15 protein-coding genes are annotated in these 19753 nt (G+C 62.4%); all 15 read right to left on the reverse strand.

Features of this window, described 5'->3' with window-relative positions:
* Positions 1-12: 12 nt before the first annotated feature.
* Complete coding sequence (locus C7443_RS01010) at positions 13-1152, reverse strand: carboxylate-amine ligase (RefSeq protein WP_110016714.1); 1140 nt, start codon at positions 1150-1152, stop codon at positions 13-15.
* Entirely contained in the window at positions 1153-1944 is a 792-nt protein-coding gene (locus C7443_RS01015; RefSeq protein ID WP_110016715.1) for an N-formylglutamate amidohydrolase, read from the reverse strand.
* Entirely contained in the window at positions 1941-2813 is an 873-nt protein-coding gene (locus tag C7443_RS01020) for a DMT family transporter (RefSeq protein WP_110016716.1), read from the reverse strand. Before C7443_RS01020 ends, C7443_RS01015 begins: the two co-directional genes overlap by 4 nt.
* A gap of 36 nt (positions 2814-2849) precedes the next feature.
* A complete protein-coding gene (locus tag C7443_RS01025; RefSeq protein WP_110016717.1) occupies positions 2850-3953 on the reverse strand; it encodes a Glu/Leu/Phe/Val family dehydrogenase in 1104 nt (367 codons plus the stop codon).
* Positions 3954-4071: 118 nt separating this feature from the next.
* Positions 4072-7524 carry an indolepyruvate ferredoxin oxidoreductase family protein gene (locus tag C7443_RS01030; RefSeq protein WP_110016718.1) on the reverse strand — a complete coding sequence of 1151 codons (3453 nt, stop codon included), beginning with the start codon at positions 7522-7524 and terminating at the stop codon, positions 4072-4074.
* Between the two features lie 264 nt (positions 7525-7788).
* Positions 7789-8940, reverse strand: coding sequence for a TIGR03088 family PEP-CTERM/XrtA system glycosyltransferase (locus C7443_RS01035; protein WP_425467059.1), 1152 nt, complete (start codon positions 8938-8940; stop codon positions 7789-7791).
* The gene (gene xrtA / locus C7443_RS01040) at positions 8937-10451 is read right to left on the reverse strand and encodes an exosortase A (RefSeq protein ID WP_170123437.1); all 1515 of its coding nucleotides are present in this window, start codon (positions 10449-10451) and stop codon (positions 8937-8939) included. The genes C7443_RS01035 and xrtA overlap by 4 nt, the downstream gene beginning before the upstream one ends.
* Complete coding sequence (locus tag C7443_RS01045) at positions 10451-11671, reverse strand: TIGR03087 family PEP-CTERM/XrtA system glycosyltransferase (protein WP_110016721.1); 1221 nt, start codon at positions 11669-11671, stop codon at positions 10451-10453. The genes xrtA and C7443_RS01045 overlap by 1 nt, the downstream gene beginning before the upstream one ends.
* Before the next feature lie 17 nt (positions 11672-11688).
* Positions 11689-12753, reverse strand: a complete 1065-nt coding sequence (locus C7443_RS01050) for a FemAB family XrtA/PEP-CTERM system-associated protein (RefSeq protein ID WP_425467060.1) — start codon at positions 12751-12753, stop codon at positions 11689-11691.
* Positions 12753-13607 carry an XrtA system polysaccharide deacetylase gene (locus tag C7443_RS01055; RefSeq protein ID WP_246004489.1) on the reverse strand — a complete coding sequence of 285 codons (855 nt, stop codon included), beginning with the start codon at positions 13605-13607 and terminating at the stop codon, positions 12753-12755. The genes C7443_RS01050 and C7443_RS01055 overlap by 1 nt, the downstream gene beginning before the upstream one ends.
* A gap of 57 nt (positions 13608-13664) precedes the next feature.
* Positions 13665-14771 (reverse strand): XrtA/PEP-CTERM system-associated ATPase, encoded by a 1107-nt coding sequence (locus C7443_RS01060; RefSeq protein WP_110016722.1) that lies wholly within the window; start codon positions 14769-14771, stop codon positions 13665-13667.
* Positions 14772-14775: 4 nt separating this feature from the next.
* Positions 14776-16344 carry a TIGR03016 family PEP-CTERM system-associated outer membrane protein gene (locus C7443_RS01065; RefSeq protein ID WP_170123438.1) on the reverse strand — a complete coding sequence of 523 codons (1569 nt, stop codon included), beginning with the start codon at positions 16342-16344 and terminating at the stop codon, positions 14776-14778.
* Between the two features lie 34 nt (positions 16345-16378).
* A complete protein-coding gene (locus tag C7443_RS01070; protein WP_110016724.1) occupies positions 16379-17347 on the reverse strand; it encodes an XrtA-associated tyrosine autokinase in 969 nt (322 codons plus the stop codon).
* A gap of 21 nt (positions 17348-17368) precedes the next feature.
* Complete coding sequence (locus C7443_RS01075) at positions 17369-18946, reverse strand: XrtA system polysaccharide chain length determinant (protein ID WP_110016725.1); 1578 nt, start codon at positions 18944-18946, stop codon at positions 17369-17371.
* Between the two features lie 40 nt (positions 18947-18986).
* Positions 18987-19646 carry an XrtA/PEP-CTERM system exopolysaccharide export protein gene (locus tag C7443_RS01080; protein ID WP_110016726.1) on the reverse strand — a complete coding sequence of 220 codons (660 nt, stop codon included), beginning with the start codon at positions 19644-19646 and terminating at the stop codon, positions 18987-18989.
* Between the last annotated feature and the right edge of the window lie 107 nt (positions 19647-19753).

The raw sequence follows: 19753 nt of genomic DNA on the forward strand, positions 1-19753 counted from the left end.
TCACGCCACCGTTCACAGATCGGCGACGGTCTGTGCGATGAGATCGTCGACCACCGCCCGCAAAGCCTGCGTGCGCTCGCGGCCGGCGAGAATCTCACGCTCATAGAGCGCGATCTGGCGCTCGGCGCTGGTGCCGCGGGCGTGAATCGTGCGCAGGTGTTCGATCTCGTCGCGACAGCCGAAATACTCGGCATCCTCGGCCACCAGCGTGATCAGCTCATCCAGCAGATCGGTGAAGGGCACGATCGCGCCGAGGCCGAAATCGACCAGGCCGGCGCCGCGGCCATAGCGCTGCGCGCGCCAGCGGTTCTCGTCGATCAGCATGCGCTTGTAGATACGCCAGCGCTGATTGGCACGGCGCAGACGCCAGAGCATGCGCAGCAGGCAGCGCGTCAGCGCCGCCAGCGCCAGCGCATCATCCAGGCGCGTGCAGACATCCGTGATGCGCAGCTCCAGCGTCGGGAAACGCGCCGAGGGCCGCAGATCCCACCACAGCTTGCTGGCATCGGCGATCAGCCCGGCATCGACCAGCACGCGCACGTGGCGCGCGTATTCCCCCCAGCTGGCGAACACCGGCGGAATGCCGGTGCGCGGCAGCTCGTTGAACACGCTGAGACGGTAGGAATGCAGGCCGGTGTTCTCGCCACGCCAGAACGGCGAGGAGGTCGACAGGGCCAGCAAATGCGGCAGGAAATAAGCGAGCTGCCCCATCAGCTCGATGCGCTCATCCTCGTCGTCGATCCCGACGTGCACGTGCATGCCGCAGATCAGCAGACGCCGGCCGACGCCTTGCAGATCATGCGCCAGCTCGCGATAGCGTTCGCTCTCACTGTGCTGCTGATCGTGCCAGCGTGCGAACGGATGTGTCGATGCCGCCAGCGGCGCAAAGCCGAACTGGCCGGCAACCTCGGCCAGCGTCGCGCGCAGCTCCGCCAGATCGGCGCGGGCGCTGCGCAGATCACCGCAGATGCGCGTGCCGACTTCGATCTGCGCGCGCAGGAATTCCGGCGTCACCCGGCCGCCGAGCCGGCGGTTGCATTCTTCGAGCATCAGCAGCGGAATGCGCCGCACCAGGTCGCGGGTATCGCGATCGACGAGGAAATACTCCTCCTCGATGCCGAGCGTGAACGCCGGCTGCGCGCGCGCCCCCATTCAGTAGAACGCCGTATGCTGCAGCTCGGGCAGGCGCAGAATCGGCGTCAGCGCGCCGGCGAGCACATCGGCCCAGTGCCGACAGCCGGCGGCATCCGCCAGCAGATCCTGGCGGATTTCGATCAGCACGTGCGGCAGACCGGCCGCCGCGGCGTGAGTCTCGACCGTGTAGTGGGTATCGCGCCCGGAATAGGGTTCGTTGTCGCCGACGCAGTAGCCGGCGGCCCGCAGACGTTCGATCAGCGCCTGTGCCATGCGCGGGTCGTGGTTCCACAACACGCCGATCTGCCAGGGGCGTGCAAAGCCCTGCATGCACGGAGTGAAGCTGTGAATCGCCACCACCGCCGGCACCCGCCCAGCATGCCGCGCCGCCGCCAGCCAGCGGGTGATGGCGTGGTGATACGGCCAGAAGCAGGCATCGATGCGCGCCGCGATGGCCGCATCGCTCAGGCCGAGATTGCCCGGCACCGGCGTGCCATCGCTGCATTCCGGAATCGAAGAGCCATCGCCCGGCGCGCGGTTGCAGTCGATCACCAGCCGCGAATAGCCGGCGAACACCGCCGCGCAGTCGAACTGCTCGGCGAGCCGCTCGGTGACGCACGCGGCACCGATGTCCCAGCCGATATGACGCTGCAGTTCATCCGCCGGCAGGCCGAGCTGCCGCAGGCTCGCCGGCACCGCGTGACTGGCGTGATCGCAGAGCAGCAGCAGCGGCGTCGTACTTTCGGCATTGCACAGCGAATACGCCGGCGGGTCCTGCGGCCCGACCAGTTCCGAGCAGGCTTGGCTCATGCGTTCTCCTTCGCGAGCGCGCGCCGCGCACCGCGCACGTTGATCACCGCCACCCCGGCCAGCGTCAGTGCGCCGCCGAGCAGCAGTTTCCAGCTTGGCTGATCGCCCCACAACAGCACACCGAAGATGATGGCCAGCACCGGCGCCAGCAGCATCAGCGGCGTCACCCGGCTAACCGCATGGCGCTGCAGCAGCCAGTAGACGATGCCATGCCCGACCAGCGAGGAGCCGATCGCCGAATAAGTCGGCGCCGCCCACTGCAGCGCATCGGCACTCGCCAGCGCCGGCCGCGGGTCACCTTCGGCCAGCAGCGCCAGCGGCCACAGGCCGAGCACCGCCGCCAGCGCCGTCCACGCCTGCATGGTGAACACGCCGACGTTCGGCATGCCGCGCATGCGCACCGAGCACCAGGCCAGCACCAGTGAGGCGACGGCAATCATCAGCAGTGCCAGCGGCCGCTGGAACACCACCGGATCGAAGCCGATCAGCATCACCCCGCCGAAGGCGATGGCGATACCGGCGATCCGCCGCGCGTCGAGCCGTTCGCCGAGCAGCCAGACACCGAGCAGCGCCGACATCGGCACATACAGCTGCGAAGCGATCGCCACCGAGGACACATCGGCGGCCACCGCCAGGCCACCGAAGGTCAAGCCGAAATGCACGATGCCCATCAAACCCGCCACCTCGAACAAGCGCCCGCTTGCTCCAGCCGTGCGCAGCCACGGCAGCAGCAGCAGCAACAGGATCGAGAAGCGCAGCGCGGTAAAGGTCAGCGGCTGAAAATGGGCGACGCCGGCCTTGCCGGCAATGAAATTGAAGGCCCAGGCCGCATTCGCGACCAGGGCCAGCAGAACGTGTGCAACAGGCATCGGGACTCCATGACCACCGGCAGGCGGCCGTGGATGTTAGCCGCGCAGCCTGTCCTCGGCGATGCTGTCGGCGACAGCCTGCGTCGAGCGCTGTTCACGCTCGGCCTGTTCGAGGATGGCGCTCAGAGTTTGCGGGATGCGGTGAACGCCATCGATGGTGCTGTCATGACTGGAGGTATTAAGTGTAAATTCATCCATGATGATATAAGAATCGGTATCAAAAACACGCTCACGCTCATGGAACACATCGATGAGACCGCCGGCGTTGATGACATAATCCGGCGCGTAGACGATGCCGCGCCGCCTCAGCAACTCGCCATGACGCGCTTCGGCGAGCTGGTTGTTGGCCGAGCCGGCCACGATGCGGGCCTTGAGCTGCGGGATGGTCACATCGTTGAGCACGGCGCCGAGCGCGCACGGTGCAAACACCTCGACGTCCTGCGCGTAGATCGCCTCGGGCTCGACGGCACGCGCGTTGAGCTCGGTCGCCGCCCGGTCGAGGTTCGGCCCCCAGCTGTCGCAGACCACCAGCTCGGCACCGGCATCGTGCAGGTAGCGACCCAGCCGGCGGCCGACATTGCCAACGCCCTGAATCGCCACGCGCACGCCGTGCAGCTCATCCCGGCCGAGGGCGTGCTGCACCGCCGCCCTGATGCCGAGGAACACGCCGAGCGCCGTCGCCGGCGACGGATCGCCCGAGCGCGTGCCACCATCGAGCCCTTCCTTGTCCAGCGTACCGCAGACGTGATCGGTGGTCTCGCTCATGACCTTGAGATCGGCGACCGCGGTGCCGGAATCCTCGGCGCCGATGTAACGCCCGCCGAGGCGCTCGATCGCCTCCCCCATCGCCCGCAGCAGGGCCGGCGTCTTCGCGCGATGCGGATCGCCGATGATCACCGACTTGCCGCCGCCGAGCGGCAAACCGGCGAGCGCGGCCTTGTAGCTCATGCCGCGCGCCAGGCGTAGCACGTCGGTCAACGCGTCTTCATCGCTGGCATAGGGATACATGCGGATGCCGCCGAGGGCCGGGCCGAGGTGCGTGCTGTGAATGGCGATGATCGCGCGCAGGCCGCTGGCGGCGTCGCGGCAGAACACCACCTGCTCGTGATCGTGAAACTCAGAATGTGAAAAAACGCTCATCTCCGCTCCTCCTGCTTTTGTCATCACCGCAGCGGATGACGCTGCGGTGTATCGGGTGAGCGCCGGGATCGCCGGTCGCTCACCGTGGCTTTGACTGCCTTGCGCCGGCGCCGTGCGCTCAGGCGGCGCGATGCGCCGGCAGCGGCTGACGCCAGCGCTGCAGCAGTTCGGCTTCGCGCGCCCTGGCCGTGGCCAGCTGGGCCGCGCGGACATGGCCATAGCCGCGAATCTGCAGCGGCAGTGCCGCCAGTTCACAGGCCAACGCGAGATTGTCGCGATCGAGGCTGCGCAGCAGCTCATCGAGCAGGGTTTCGTAATCGTCGATCAGCTGGCGCTCGCCACGGCGCTCGGCGGTCCAGCCGAAGGGATCGAAGCGCGTGCCGCGCAAACGCTTGAACCTGGCCAGCAGGCCGAAAGCGGTCATCAGCCACGCGCCGTAGCGGCGCTTGCGCGGCAGTCCGCTGAGCGGATCGCGAGGCGCCCACAGCGGCGGCGCCAGATGGAATTCCAGCCGGTAGTCGCCCTCGAAGGTCGCGGCCAGCTGCGCGGCAAAGCGGCCGTCGCTGAACAGCCGGGCCACCTCGTACTCGTCTTTGTAGGCCATCAGCTTGCCGAGGCTGCGCGCGACGTTACGGCTCAGGCGCTCGCTGCCGAACGCGGCTTCGGCACGGCGCACGCGCTCGACGACGCGGCGGTAGCGCGCCGCCCAAGCCGCGTCCTGATAGGCGCTGAGGTGCTCGGCATGACAGGCGATCAGCTCATCGAGCGTCTGCGGCCGCTGCAGCTCGACCACCTGTGCCGGCCGCGCCAGGCGCTCGACCGCGCCGCGATCGACCGCAGCCCGGCGGCCCCAGAGAAACGCCGCCTGATTGGCCTCGACGGCAGCGCCGTTGAGTTCGATCGCCCGTTCGATCGCGGCGGCCGACAACGGAATCAAGCCGCGCTGCCAGGCGAAGCCGAGCATGAACAGGTTCGCGGCGATCGAATCGCCGAGCAGCGCCGTAGCGATGTCGGTGGCATCGATGAATTCCGCCTGTCCGCACGCCGCCTCGATCGACTGGCGCATGCCTCCGGCCGGAAAACTGAGGTCCGGGTTGTGCAGGAAGCCGGCGGTCATCGACTCGTGACTGTTGACGAGCGCCTGCGAAATCTCGGCGTCGAGCTTCGACAGGGCCTCGGCGCCGGCGGCAACCACCAGGTCGCAGCCGAGCAGCAGCCGCGCACCGCCGGCGGCGATGCGCACGGCGTGGATCGCCTCGGGGCGCTCGGCGATGCGCACGTGCGAGACGACGGCGCCGTACTTCTGCGCCAGCCCGGTCATGTCCAGCACCGACACGCCCTTGCCTTCGAGGTGTGCGGCCATGCCGAGCAGCGCGCCGATGGTGACCACGCCGGTGCCGCCCACGCCGGTGATGACGATGCCGTAAGGCGCCTGACACGCCGGCAGTACCGGCTCGGGCAGCGACTGCGTCCACTCGGCCCCCGCGGCGGTGCGGCCTTTGCGCAGCCGGCCGCCGTGCACGGTGACGAAGCTCGGGCAGAAACCTTTGACGCAGGAGAAATCCTTGTTGCAGCTCGACTGATCGATCATGCGCTTGCGGCCGAACGGCGTTTCCTGCGGCACCACCGACAGGCAGTTCGACTGCTCGCCGCAGTCACCACAGCCCTCGCACACCGCGCTGTTGATGAAAGCGCGCCGGGGCGGATCGATCATCACGCCGCGCTTGCGCCGCCGGCGCTTTTCCGCAGCGCAGGTCTGCACATAAACGATCACCGTCGTGCCCGGCAGCGCCCGCAGCTCCTGCTGCACGGCGTCGAGCTCGTCGCGATGATGGAAGGTGCAGCCCTCGGCGAACGCCGCCCGCACGCTGAACTGCTCGGGGGCGTCGCTGACCACGGCGATGCGGCGCACGCCCTCGCCGTAGAGCTGGTGCGTGATCTGCGGCACCGTCAGCGTGCCGTCGACGTGCTGGCCGCCGGTCATCGCCACGGCGTCGTTGTAGAGGATCTTGTAGGTGATGTTGACCTTGGCGGCGATCGCCGCGCGGATCGCCAGCAGGCCGGAATGAAAGTATGTGCCGTCGCCAAGGTTCTGGAACACATGCGGCGTGCTGGTGAACGGCGCCTGGCCGATCCAGGTCACGCCCTCGCCGCCCATCTGTGTGAAGGTGTCGGTGGCACGGTCCATCCACGTCACCATGTAATGGCAGCCGATACCGGCCAGCGCGCGGCTGCCCGCGGGCACGCGCGTCGAGCTGTTGTGCGGGCAGCCGGAGCAGAAATGCGGTACGCGCTCGATCAGCTCGCGCGGCTGTGCCAGCGCCGCCTCCTTGGCTTCGAGGAAAGCCAGGCGGCGCTGGATGCGCTCGCTGGTATGGAAGCGCGCGATGCGCTCGGCAATGACGCGGGCGATCTGCGCCGGCGTCAGCTCGCCGGTCGACGGCAGGATCCAGCGGCGGTTCTCGTCGAATTTGCCGATGACACGCGGGCGCACGTCTTCGCGCCAGTTGTAGAGCTGCTCCTTGAACTGGTTCTCGATGACCGCGCGCTTTTCCTCGACGACCAGCACCTCCTCCAAGCCCTGGGCGAAGGCACGCACACCATCGCGCTCCAGCGGCCAGCTCATGCCGACCTTGTAGACGCGCAGACCGATCAGCCCGGCCTCGCGCTCGTCGATGCCGAGGTCTTCGAGCGCCTGCATGACGTCGAGATAGCTCTTGCCGGTGGTGACGATGCCGAAACGCGGCTCGGCGCTGTCGATGACGATGCGGTCGAGCCGATTGGCGCGGGCAAAGGCCAGCGCCGCATATAAACGGTACTTCTGGTGGATGAATTCCTGCTCCAGCGGCCGCGTCGGCCAACGGCCGTGCACACCTTCTGTCGGGAACTCGAAATCTTCGGGCTGCACGATCTGCACGCGCAGCGGGTCGACCTGCACGCTGGCCGAGGAATCGACGGTCTCGGCGATGGTTTTCAGCGCCACCCAGGCGCCCGAGTAGCGCGACAGCTCCCAGCCGAACACGCCGAGATCGAGGATTTCCTGCACGCCGGCCGGGTTGAGCACCGGCATCATCGCGTCCATGAACGCGTATTCGCTCTGATGTGGCAGCGTCGAGGACTTGCTGGCGTGATCGTCGCCGGCGATCACCAGCACGCCGCCGTGGCGCGCCGTGCCGAACAGGTTGCCGTGCTTGAAGACATCGCCGCTGCGATCGACGCCCGGCCCCTTGCCGTACCACAGGCCGAACACGCCGTCGTACTGGGCGCCCGGAAACAGCCCGACCTGTTGCGAGCCCCAGACCGCGGTCGCGGCGAGGTCTTCATTGAGGCCGGGCTGAAAGCGGATCTGTGCGGCGTCGAGAAAACGGCGGGCATTCCACAGCGCCTGGTCCAGGCCGCCCAGCGGCGAGCCGCGATAGCCGGAGACGAAGCCTGCCGTATTCAGTCCGTGGGCGCGGTCGCGGGCACGCTGCATCAGCAGCAGGCGCACCAGAGCCTGCGTACCGGTCAGGTACACGCGTCCGCTGTCCAGGGCGTATTTGTCGTCGAGGCTGACGTGGGCGAGATTCATGGCGGTCTCCCGGGCGGCGTGGGTGCGGATCACGCACCTGCAGTCGAGCGTAGTCGTACTGCGATCGCGGGTCGGGACAACCGGCGCAAGACCGGAGAACACACGTGGCCGGCGGGCGCTCACGTGGCTCCAATGAAGCTTCCCGGCCGCAGGATCGCTGACGGACTCGTGCTAGTCATCGGTGGAAAACGGCCCTTGTGGGGCCGCTCCACCGCAGCCTAGGAAGGCTTGACGCTTACGTCAATTCAGCGTGGAAATACGGGCTTACGCGCGTGCCAGCGCGCGCTCGTAGACCGCCAGGTAGCGTTCGACCATCGCCGCCATGCTGAAGCTGCTCTCGATGCGCGCCCGCCCCGCCTGACCGTGCCGCCGGCGCAGCTCGGCATCGTCCAGATAGGCGGCGATCGCCTCGGCCATCACGCCAGGCGCCGCGGGCGGCACCAGCATCCCGGTCTCGCCGTCGATCAGCAGCTCGGCGGCGGCACCGACGTCGGTGGCAACCACCGGCAACGCCGTCGCCATCGCCTCCAGAATGGTGTTGGAAACCCCCTCGGCGCGCGACGGCAGCACGAAGACATCGAGCGCGCGCAGCAACTCGGGCACGTCGGCGCGCTCGCCCGGCAGCCAGGCCAACTCGCGCGCCCCGGCCGCCGTGAGGATCGCCTCGACCTCACCGCGCAGTTCTCCCGCGCCGATCATCAGCAGCCGCAGTCGCGCCCGCGCCGCAGGCTCGCGCCCGAGCAGCTCGACGAACGCCCGGGCCAGCGTCGGCTGGTCCTTGACGTTCTGCATGCGACCGACAGTGCCGATGACGAGGCTGTCATCCGCCACGAAGCCTGCCGGCAGCAGCGCACGCCGCGCCGCGTCACCGGCGTGGAAACGCTCGGTATCGACACCGTTGTAGATGCGGCTGATATGCGCCGCCGGCACACCGATCTGCTGCTGCAGGTAGCGCTCGATTTCGCCACCAAGGGCGATGTACTCGCCGACGAACGGCCGCAGCCAGCGCCGCAGCCGGTGCCGGCTCGGCGGCTCGGCCTGCGGGCCGGGGCCGTTCCAGCCGTGCTCGCCGTGCACTCGCCCCGGCACGCGCGCCGCCCAGGCGACGGCAAGCGCCTCCTGCGTCCCGACGTTGCGTGTGTGCACGATCGCCGGTCGCAGGCGGCGCAGCGTCGTCAACAGGCGCCGATACAGGCCGAGATCCTGGCCGGGATGCTTATGCAGGTCGATGAGCTCGACATCCGGGCGGCGGATGCGCTGGGCGAAGTCGGTGTGATCGGTCAGGCAGATGACCGCATGCCGATAGTGCTCGACCGGCATGTGGTTGATCAGGTTGACGACGCCGTTTTCCAGACCGCCGACGGTCAAACGGTGGACGACGTGCGCGATCAGCGGCGCAGCCATCGGCGTACTCACGAGGAATGCGCCGCTTCGATGGCCGGCCAGGCAGCCTGCAGGAATGACTGCAGCGTCTCGCGTGCCTGCATCTCCCCCCCCGCCTCGTCGACCGACAGGACATGCACGGCACCAATCTGTGGCGCGCCGCGCAGGGCATTCCACGCCAGCAGCAATTTCCCCACTATCGGATACACGGTGTGTTGTGCGCCAATGTCGTACCAGAACCAGACCCGGCGATAGTGCGAACCATTGACCAGGCGCAGCTCTCGCACCTGTAAGGTTCGACTGCCGAGCTGCACCTCTCTTACCGCACTCGATGCCTGGATCCACGGCTTGTCATACGGCAGGTTGACCGAGCTGATCAGCCCGCTTTGCTCCTGCGCATGCGCGTAGGCGGCGACGACGTAAGCGAGCTGCGCCTGCCCATGCGTGTAGCGCACATTGAGCGTGGCGTCGGCATTGGCATAACGGATGGCCCAGTCGCTGGGCACCGAATCACTCCAGCCATGGACCACGGGTGCCTGCAGCACATGCACCGCCGGCACACTGACCTGGGCCAGGCGCAGACTCGCCAGCGGTCCGAGTGCCAGGACGGCGCACGCCCCCACGAACACCATGACGAAACGCCGTGCATCCGTGGCACTGACCGCCGTTGCCATCACTCGCGGTGGTGGCGGCGGATCACGCTCCTGCCACAAGCGGCCGACGGCAAACATCAGGAACACCACCAGCCCGAAGAACAGCCAGCCGTAGATCAGGTGATCAAAGCCTGTGGCGTATTTCATGCCACTGAGGTGGGCGATCATGACGATGCCATAGGCCCGCACACCGTTGGCGATCACCGGCACCACCACCGCCAACGCAATGAAGGCCAGTCGTCGCCAGATCGAGCGGTAACTCAGATAGGCGTAGAGGCAACCCAGCGCCAGCGATGCAATCAGGTAACGGATGCCGCTACAGGCTTCCGCCACTTCGAAATTGCCAGTCGGAATGGAGATATAGCGCCCTTCGGCGAACACCGGCACGCCCGTCAGACGAATCGCGTGGACGGTAAATACCGCGGTGAAATCCTGCAGCGGCGCAACCAGTGCCTCCCCCATCGGCACCGCAAAAAACAGATATGCCAGCGGAAATGCCGCTGCGCGCACGACCGATCCGCCGCACAAGGCCCAGACCAGTACGGGCAGCATTGCCACGAAACCGAGCTGGCTGACGACGTTGACGCTGGCGATATCGGCCAGCAGCCAGCCGAACACCAGCAATGCCAGCGCACCCAGTGCCGCAGGCACCGGATGCGGGGAAATGCAGAGAATTTCCGCGCGCCGTTCATACAGCATGAACAGCGCGATCGGACCGACGAGCATACCGTGGGCAAAAGTTTCGGAACGCCACCAGATCTCGGCCATACCGGCAGCGGTATTGAAATAGAATGCCGTCTGCACCAGCACCGCCAAGGCAAACAGCGACAGTGCCCTGCGCCAGGCCGGCGCAAGAACAGGCACAGTATCCAGCGCCGGCGCACGACTCATCATTGCTCCTCGTTCCACGATTCCTGTCCCGGCTGCAGCCAGCGTGCGAGGGACGCGAGATTGCGCTCCCAGTTGTAGTGCGCCTCCACCCAGTGGCGCCCCAGCGTCCCCAGCCCACCGACATCGCCTTCGTGCAGTAACGCGACCGTGCGGGCGGCCAGATCATCAACACTGTCGGCAACCAGCGCATCGAAGGCCGGATTGGGCTCGATGCCATCCATCGCCGCACGAGTGGCCAGCACCGGCTTGGCCATCGCCATGGCTTCGAGCACCTTGTTCTGTACTCCGCGCGCAATGCGCAGCGGAGCGACAACGGCCTGTGCGTGAGCAACGTAAGGGCGGACATCGGGCACACCGCCGGTGACGTGGACGCCCGGCAGCGCAGCCAGCGCACGCACATCCGCGGTCGGGCGGCCACCGACGATCCAGAACTGGGCAGACGGAATCACCTCACGCACGCGCGGCAGCACCTCGCGCGCGAACCAGACGACGGCATCGACATTGGCCCAGTAATCCATTGCCCCGGTGAAGGTCAGCGACGCGGCATCTGCAGAAAATGGATTATCGAAACTCAGCGCCGGGTCGAAAAATGCCGTATCCACGCCGTTATGCCAGCAATCGGTATGCTCAGCGGACTCTGGTGCCAGGCGGCGGAACAGCGCCGCCTCACCCTCGGAGACGAACAACGCCGCGCGGCTGACACTTGCGATACGCCGGTCGAAGGCGAGCAAACGCTCGCTTTCACGCCGATACAGCCAGCTCAGAGGCCATGATTTAGCCGCGGCGTACTGTCGCCACTTGTCGGAGTCGACGTCGCAGAAATCGACGATGCAGCAGACGTCATCCGCCTCGTGCTCGACGTATTGCGCCATCACCGAGGAAAACACCACGACCCGGCGGATACCGGCCGCGAGCTTGCTCTTGACCCAGGCGGCCATGGCGGCGTTGCGGTAATAGGCGACACTGAGCGCCTCGGCACTCAGCAGCCCGGTCAGCGAACGCAGTTTCGCGCGCCGGGGATCGAGTCCGATCAGGCAGATGTCAGTGCAGCAATCCTGCAGACGCTGCTGGTGAGCCCAGTCCTGCGCATCATCAACGAAAGCCCCGAGATGCACCCGGTAGCGTTGTGCCAGGAAGCGCAGCAGGTGAAACGAGCGGATCTTGTCACCCTTGTTCGGGGGATAAGGAATCCGGTGCACGAGGAGCAGCAGATCATCCATGCCTACCCTCGCCTCTTCTAACCCAGACTACGCGCGATCAACGGCCCAAGCAGTCTGCTGGCCCACAGCGGCAGACGCTTCCAGGTGGCGATGAACAGGCGGTATTTCGGATTCAGTGGATTGATGTCCGGCAGGGACTTGGCCCGCACCAGGTGAAACTCGTAGTGCAGAGGCTCCGGCTCGAAGCCCCAGTTCTTTTTGAAACTGTAGGAACCGGTGCCGACCTTGCTGCGACCATAGTCGAACAGACGGTAACCGCGCGCAGCCACCCTGCGCATCAACTCCCAGTACAGAAAGTCGTTGCCCTTGACGTCACGCGCATGAGCCGTACCCCCGCCGTAGTAAGGCAACACTTCATCGCGGAAGTAGAAACTCAGCACGCTGGCGATCAGCTGTCCGTCCTTGGTGATACTGAGGACGTCGCAGTCCTTGCCGAATACCTCGCGCAAAACAGTGAAGTAGCGCTTCGGGAAAACCGGTGTGCCGAGATTGCGCACGCTCTCCGAATAGGCCTCGAATAATCGTTCGACGCCGTCATCCATTTCACCCTGCAGGCCGGCTTCGATGCCCTTGCGCACCATCGCCCGCTGCTTGCGCGGAATCGCCTTCAGATTGGCCTCGTCATCACCGCTGATGGCTTTGCGGAACGTGACGTACAGCTCGCTCTTGCTCGGCCAGTCGGGGCACTGACGGCGCCGGTGCCGCAATTCGAGGTAATCGACCTGCAGTTCTTCCGCGAGTGCACACGCTCTTGCGAGCAGCGCATTTTTCGAATCCGCATCGAGTGCCACGACGCCGCCGTAAACGCAGAACGGCACGGAAATCAGCGCGTTGCCAAACAGCAGGCTTTTCACGTGCCCCAGCGGCAGTACGCCGGTAATCACGCCATCGCGTTCAGCATAGAGAAAGTAAGCCCGGTGGCCGAAGGCCTGCTCCAGCACCAGACTCCAGCCTGCACGATGGAAGAACGTTGCCTCGGCATGACCGATCACGAAGGCGTCCCAGCGATCGTGGTCTGCAGGGGTCAGCAGATGCACGCCGGGCGGTGCGGTCGTGGCCATGCCGGTCACGATCGTAGTCATCAGACAGCCTCCCCAATACGAAAAACGCGATCCATACGGTCCCAGCGGAAATCTCGCAGCAGGTGCTTGAGTCGACTTTCCGTCCGTTCCAGGTTCAGGTAGTGACGGATACGTGTGCGCAGGTCGATGCCATGCTGACGTGGCTGCCGCGGATCGATCTCCCAGGGATGGAAATAGAACAGGCCCGCCTGCCCATCCTGCTGATTGACCCGTGACAGCAGCCAGCGCGAAACCGCATACGGGAACAGCCGGAAAAACCCGCCGCCCGCCGCAGGCAGACGCCGTCCGAACAGATCGACCGTGGTGATCGGAATTTCCGTCAGCTCGGGGGCGTTCTCCGGGGTAAAGCGGAAACGCGGGGCGTCCGGCATGCCATAAAGATCGTGCTTGCCGGGAAAAATACTCGAACTGTAGACATAGCCTGCCGCCTGCAGCTCCTCCAGCGCCCAGAGGTTACTCGCGCCGATCGAGTAACTGGCCGCGCGATAACCACGGACACCGACACCACCGAGGTCCTCCAGCAGAGCCTTGGTCCGCCGGATATCCTCGCGGAACTGCTCGGGCGACTGGTGAATCACACGCACATGTTCGTATCCATGGCTGGCCAGCTCGTGCCCCTCAGCCACGATGCGTCTGACCACATCAGGATGACGCTCCGCGATCCAGCCAAGGACGAAAAACGTCGCGTGCACGCCAGCGCCGGCAAACAGATCAAGCACACGATGCGTGTTGACCCCAACTCGTCGGGGAATGGCATCCCATTCAGCACGCGGGATATATGGAGCGAGAGCCGAGACCTGGAAATAATCTTCCACGTCCACCGTCATCGCATTGGTGAGCGGACCCGCTGACATCACCTGACTCCTTGCAAGCGGGGAGCCTGACCTGCACTCCCCTGAATTCCGTCACATTCAGTGGGTAGAGCGCTGAGCACCGTTCAAATGCTCAAGCACCTCCGTCAGCCTTACAAAGCCTTCCTTCAAAGCAGCGACGGTTGGCTCAAGCTCACTGAGCCGACGCCCGATCTCTTCCTGGCTGCCACCGGAACTCTGCGCCAGCAACAAGCCGTTTACGGCCCGCTCGATACGTTCCAGGCGTTCATCGATGATGGGTTCGGACGGGACAGCAACCGCAGCGGCTGCCGGCACCGCAGCTGTCCGCGGAGCCAGAGACATAGTGGGGGCTGCTGCTGCGACCGAGGGTGCTCCGACTTCCTGCCCGAATTCGCGACGGGTCGCCAGTACGACGTCCTCATTGAACTCCGCCGCCTCCTCCAGAAAACCATGCAGCAGCACGCGGTCGCAAAACACGTTGATACGCCGCGGCACCCCTCGCGTGAAATCGTGTATGGCCGCAAAAGCACCATCAGTAAACGCCGGGTTACCCTTCCAACCGACTACCTGCAGCCGGTGCTCTATATAACGACGGGTCTCCTCTGCAGTCAGTGGGCTCAGGTGGCACGACGCAATGACGCGCTGGCGCAACTGCTCCAGTCCAGGCGAGGCCAGAGTCGATCTGAACTCCTCCTGGCCGAGCAGGAAGCTCTGCAGCAGGGGTTTTTCGCCGACCTGGAAGTTGGAGAGCATGCGCAGCTCTTCCAAGGAACGCGGCGGCAGGTTCTGCGCTTCATCAACAATCAGCAGAACCCGCCGACCATCGCGCGCGCAACTGCGCAGATAATCTTCGAAATACTTCAGCAACGACGCTTTGCTGACCGACTCGTGCGCCAGACCGAACGATGCCACCACCATACGCAGCAGGTCGTCCGCCTCCAGCTGCGTCGTTACCAGCTGCGCCGCAACCACCCGTGTCGGATCCAGTTCAGCGAAGAGACTGCGCACAAGGGTAGTCTTGCCAGTACCGATGCCACCGGTCACAACAATGAATCCTTCCCCCTGGCTGAGCCCATAACGCAAATACGCGAGTGCGCGTTTGTGTCCGCTACTGCCGAAAAAAAAACGTGGATCCGGGCTCAACTGAAATGGTTTTGCAGAGAACCCGTAGTACTGCGTATACACGACGTCAAAACCTCATGTTCAATGACAGCGTGAGCCTGTTTTCATCGTAAGCGGATGAAGATGAGCCGCTTCCTACGCCGCTACCTCCATCACTCGAAATGTGCTGATACTCCACAGCAGCGCTAGCGTCCGCAGAGAGGTCATGTGAAAGACCCACGCGCCCCCTCAGATAACCATCCCCCGATCCACTGCCAGTGCTGCTCGTCGTGTCAGTCGTCTGGTCGTTCACTTTCTGCCATGTCACACCGACGGTGGAGCGTGTGCGCGGCGCGAACTGCCATGTCCACGAAGCGTCGGCTCCGTATGAAGTTCCATCTCCCGTGCCATCGGAATAGCTCCGATCTTCGTGGAAGACTCGGCCAAATATTTGTGAATGGCCGCGGAAATAGGTAGTGCTCAATTCAAAGCGTTTTGTTTCATACGTTCCATTTCGCAAACCGAATGACTGATCTCGCGCAATCAACTGACCGGTCGTCGGATCAAGATAAATCGCCTGACCCGTTGTCGGGTCAACATACGTAAAATATCCACCGTTTTGCAGAGCCGAAGACTGCTGGGTAGTCACTTCATCGCTATACGTTGCAGTCCAGACACTGTTGGCTGTTTTCTGCGAAAAATTCATCGCCCAACTTGGACCTGTAACCAAGCCGACGCTGCGATCTCTCCAACTGACATCCAGTGCCGTCCGCTCTGTCGGGTTCCATTTAACTCTTACCTCCTTGTCACGCGACCCGTAATAGGTATCGACACCGAGATAACGACTTGGCGTCCAGCCGACACCACCACTCCAATACGAGCCATTGGTATCATTACTGGTTGAATCACTGAGTGTGTTCTGTTCGTTGCCTAAGCGCCCGAGCAACGACCAGTCTTCATTTAATTGCCATCGGGTATCGAAAGCAGAGTTGCGACGTTTGTCATCAGGCTGACCATCGTCATAAGAAGTCACCTCGTCATTGAACGCCGCCTGCCAACTCAGTCGGCCTGTCCCGGCAATTGAACCAATATTCCAAGAGAGTCCGCGAGTATCACTATTGCTCATGAGGGACGACGATGAAGCACCGCCGTCACTATTATTACTTGTCTGAGTACGCCCGAGAGTCAATTTAAATAGAGATTCAGCGACTCCACCAAATCGCTCTTTCCAATATGGGCTAAGAAAAAGTGTGCCAATATCAGATGCTTGCCCTGACAATCCTATGCTGTCTGAAGAAGTGGTACTGCTTGGCGAGTTGGCAACCTGAAAATACGATGCTCGCGCATCTAAAAAGAATCGACTATCAAGCAACTCCAGCGTACTATTTAACGACAACCGATTATTCAATGAATTACGGGAACTATCGTGTAAGAAATTTATTCCTGCCAATTCATAATAAATATCTGCCTGTACACGAGATCCCGTGCCAGACAGCGAGAAACCAGGCGTCACTTCTGTGATCAGGTCACCTTTGCTGACACCCTTACCCTCGTCTCCACGCGTTACGTTATCACTCAGCGTTTCACTGAAGGAAAGAAGGGGGCGAAAAGTCCAGTCGCCTGCTACACAGCTCCCACTGCAGCTGACGATCAGCAAAGCTCCTGTTAACGCCCCCCGGCGTGTGCCATTACTACTCACGCCCAGCCTCGCCATATGCGTAGTAATACGGGCCATAGTAATCATTACCAAGCGTGCCCCTGGACTTATTCAGCACAAAGCCCACGGTCATGTCTGGCTCAAGCAATGCGAGCGCTTCCTTGACCATCGACTGACGCGTCCGCTCAGCCTCTACCACCATGATCAACTGCCCTACCAGTCCAGCCAGCACTCGCGCCTCGGTTGTCGCCAGTAATGGCGGCGAATCCATGATGATGATGCGGTCCGAGTACCGCGTGCTCATTTCCTTGACAAGAGCATGCATAGACTCACTGCCCAGCAATTCCGTAGACAAATGGTGGCCGTTACCAGCCGGCAACAGAGTCAACGACGGAACACTCGTCTCGACCAGTACATCAGCAAGATCAAGCGTGTCATCGATTAAAAAGTCGACCAACCCCTGCCCCGTTTCCACACCAAAAAACTTTGACACAGTGGGTTTTAACACATCGGCGTCCACCAGCAATACGGTGCGGTCACGCTCGGCTGCGATGCTGAGTGCCAGATTGATCGACGTAAATGTCTTGCCTTCGCCGGGTTGTGAACTCGTCACCATGATGACGTTCGGGTTCTCCCGAACCGCCGCACCTTTCCCTGATGCATTCAACAATAATGGCCGTTTTACGTGCCGATACTCTTCTTTGATCCGGCTTCGATTTCCATCGGGGACAACCATGCCAGCATCGCGAATACGCTGCAGGTCCAGCGTAACCGAACGGCGGGTACGCTTGACGCCATGAAGAATCGTGGCCGGCTCCCGATTTTTCGGCTCCTGCTTGGCAGGCACACGAGCCTCAGCCGCCACAATTGGATCCACTGCCGGCGTCTCCGACAACGGTCCAGAAGCGTGCAGCTCCGTGGCACCGGCAGGCACAGGTGTTTCCACTGGAACGTTTCCGCCTTGTCTGGACAAACGCTCTATGGCTTTTTCGATGGTATCCATATTGATAACGTCCCAGAGCTGTTACAGCAGACGATGTCCAGTCAGCTGCGCAATCAGCAGCGCCCCATAAACCAGCAGTAGCAAAGTACTCGAACCGACATATCCGGCCAAGCTGATACGCTGGTGACGGATTGCCGCGGGCGAAATCACTACACTGACAGTTCCCAATACCGGGAAATTCGTCACATCAGCCAATATCCGTCGGTTATCGAATGTCGGACGCAGCTGCGACATAAGGAAGGCAACCACAATACCTGCGCCGATAGCGGCGACGAATACACCGGACATCAACGCAAGGCGATTCGGTCCACTCGGCTCATTGGGCACGCGCGGAGGATCGATAACCTTGAAACGAATATCTTCACTGGTTTGCCCCGCCTGCTGCGAAATTCTCGCTGACTCTCGACGAGAAAGCAGCTGGTCATAATTCTGTCTCGTCACATCATAATCACGATTGAGCGCTTTAAATTGCGCTTCGACTTCAGGCACGCTATTAACCAGCCCCTGCATTTCTGCCAAACGCTTTTTAAATGTATCAACACGCACCTGCAAACTCGCCACATTAGCTTCTTCATTACTCAACGCCAACATGATCTGTTGATACAGCAAATTTCCGCTATCGCCACCACTGGCCTCAATCGTCGTCGACTTTGCACTATTAATGGAAGCTAATTCCTGAGCGCGCTGTTTACGCAATTCATCCAATGTCTGCCTGACCGCAATAACATCCGGATGTTTATCGGTGTATTGCAGCAATAGTTGATCCAGGCGCTCCTCCATGGCCCTGATACGCCCGTCGACTGGCGCCGCTTCCGTAATACTGGGAACATTATTCGCTATCGTGCCTTTCGGGCCGATACCAAAAGTCGCCTGCTCGCCATCGACTTGCTGCTTAAGCACATCGCGGCGATTTTCCGCTTGCTTCAGCTCTAATTCCGCTGCGGACAGCTCGGTCGCAGCTTGCTGCATGCGCTCGAAGTGATCGCCCGCCGATGAGGGCATCAGGCCAACATTTTGACGTTTAAAGGCTTTAAGCCGTTCTTCTGCAGCCGATAGACGCGCCTCATATTCTGCAATCTGTTTGTCGAGGAAACGCTGGGCGCTATCCGAATCCTGCCGCGATTCACCGAGCGCATTTTCAACAAAAATAGTCAATAATGACTGCACGACTTTTTTGGCAAAAGTTGGATCTTTATCTTCGAATCCGATCGAATAAAGATTTTCTCTGCCAGCTGTCTGCAATGAGATTTTTTTGGCTAAACGGTCGAGCAGCGCATCCATCTGCGCATTATCTCGGGCGCGCAGATCAAGGTCAGTCATACGCGCCACTTTTTCCAGATTGGGCCGACTCAGCAGGGTGCGCGTCATCAATTGAATCTGCGCATCAGGATTGACATCGACGGCCAAACCACGCAGCAAGGGGCGCAATATCGATTGCGTATCCACATAAACCCGGGCCGACGCGACATACTGATCCGGCATTCTGTGCACGACAAACCAGCCGCCAAGACTGATGGTCCAGGCAATGATCAGTGCATACCAGCGATAACGCCATATCGCCCGGAGATAAGTGAAAATAAGTTCAACGATGTCATGCATGCTGATTTAGACCGCGTGCGTTGCGTTGGAGTCTTCAGAGCTACAGCCAAGACTCAGGTACTATCAGGATGTCGCCCGGCAGCATGTCCACATTGGCATTGATATTTCCGTCCTTGAGAAGATCATCAATGTGCACCTCATATTGCGTTTGCTTGCCGTCGACGATACGCACAATCTTCGCATGGTTACCGTCAGCGAATTGTGTCAATCCGCCAACTGCAATCATGACATCAAGCAGCGTCATCTTTTCCCGGTACGGCAGCGCCTGAGGCTTCGATGCCTCGCCGACAACGCGAATCTGCTCAGAGTACGGTCCAAGGAATCCGCCCATGATCACCGTGACGATCGGCTGGCGAATGTAGGTTTCAAGGACCTTCTCGATATCGCGCGCGAGCTGCGTCGGCGTCTTGCCACTCGCCTGCAGATCCTCGACCAGCGGGGTTGTAATTTTTCCATCCGGCCGCACGGTCACGGATTGTGATACTTCCGGATTGCGCCAGACGAAGATCTGCACGGAATCGCCCGGACCGATGATGTAGTCGTACTTGCTCGGATCAGTCGTCTGCGATCCATAGTTCCCTGAGCTCGGAAGTACCGGCAGGTCACCATCACTGGCACAACCGGCCAACCCGACCGAGATCGTCGCCGCGACCAAGGTTACCGCCGCCCTACGTCGCGAAGTCGCTCCCCTGACGCCCATTTCACCACCTTGTCCGGACACGTTGCACCGAATTGCCGCTAAGTATTTCAAAGACCGCGAAAAGATGTCGACAGAAAGTGGCTAAAACAGCCGTGAATTGCTGTTAC

The organism is Plasticicumulans acidivorans, assembly GCF_003182095.1.
Classification (GTDB): domain Bacteria; phylum Pseudomonadota; class Gammaproteobacteria; order Competibacterales; family Competibacteraceae; genus Plasticicumulans; species Plasticicumulans acidivorans.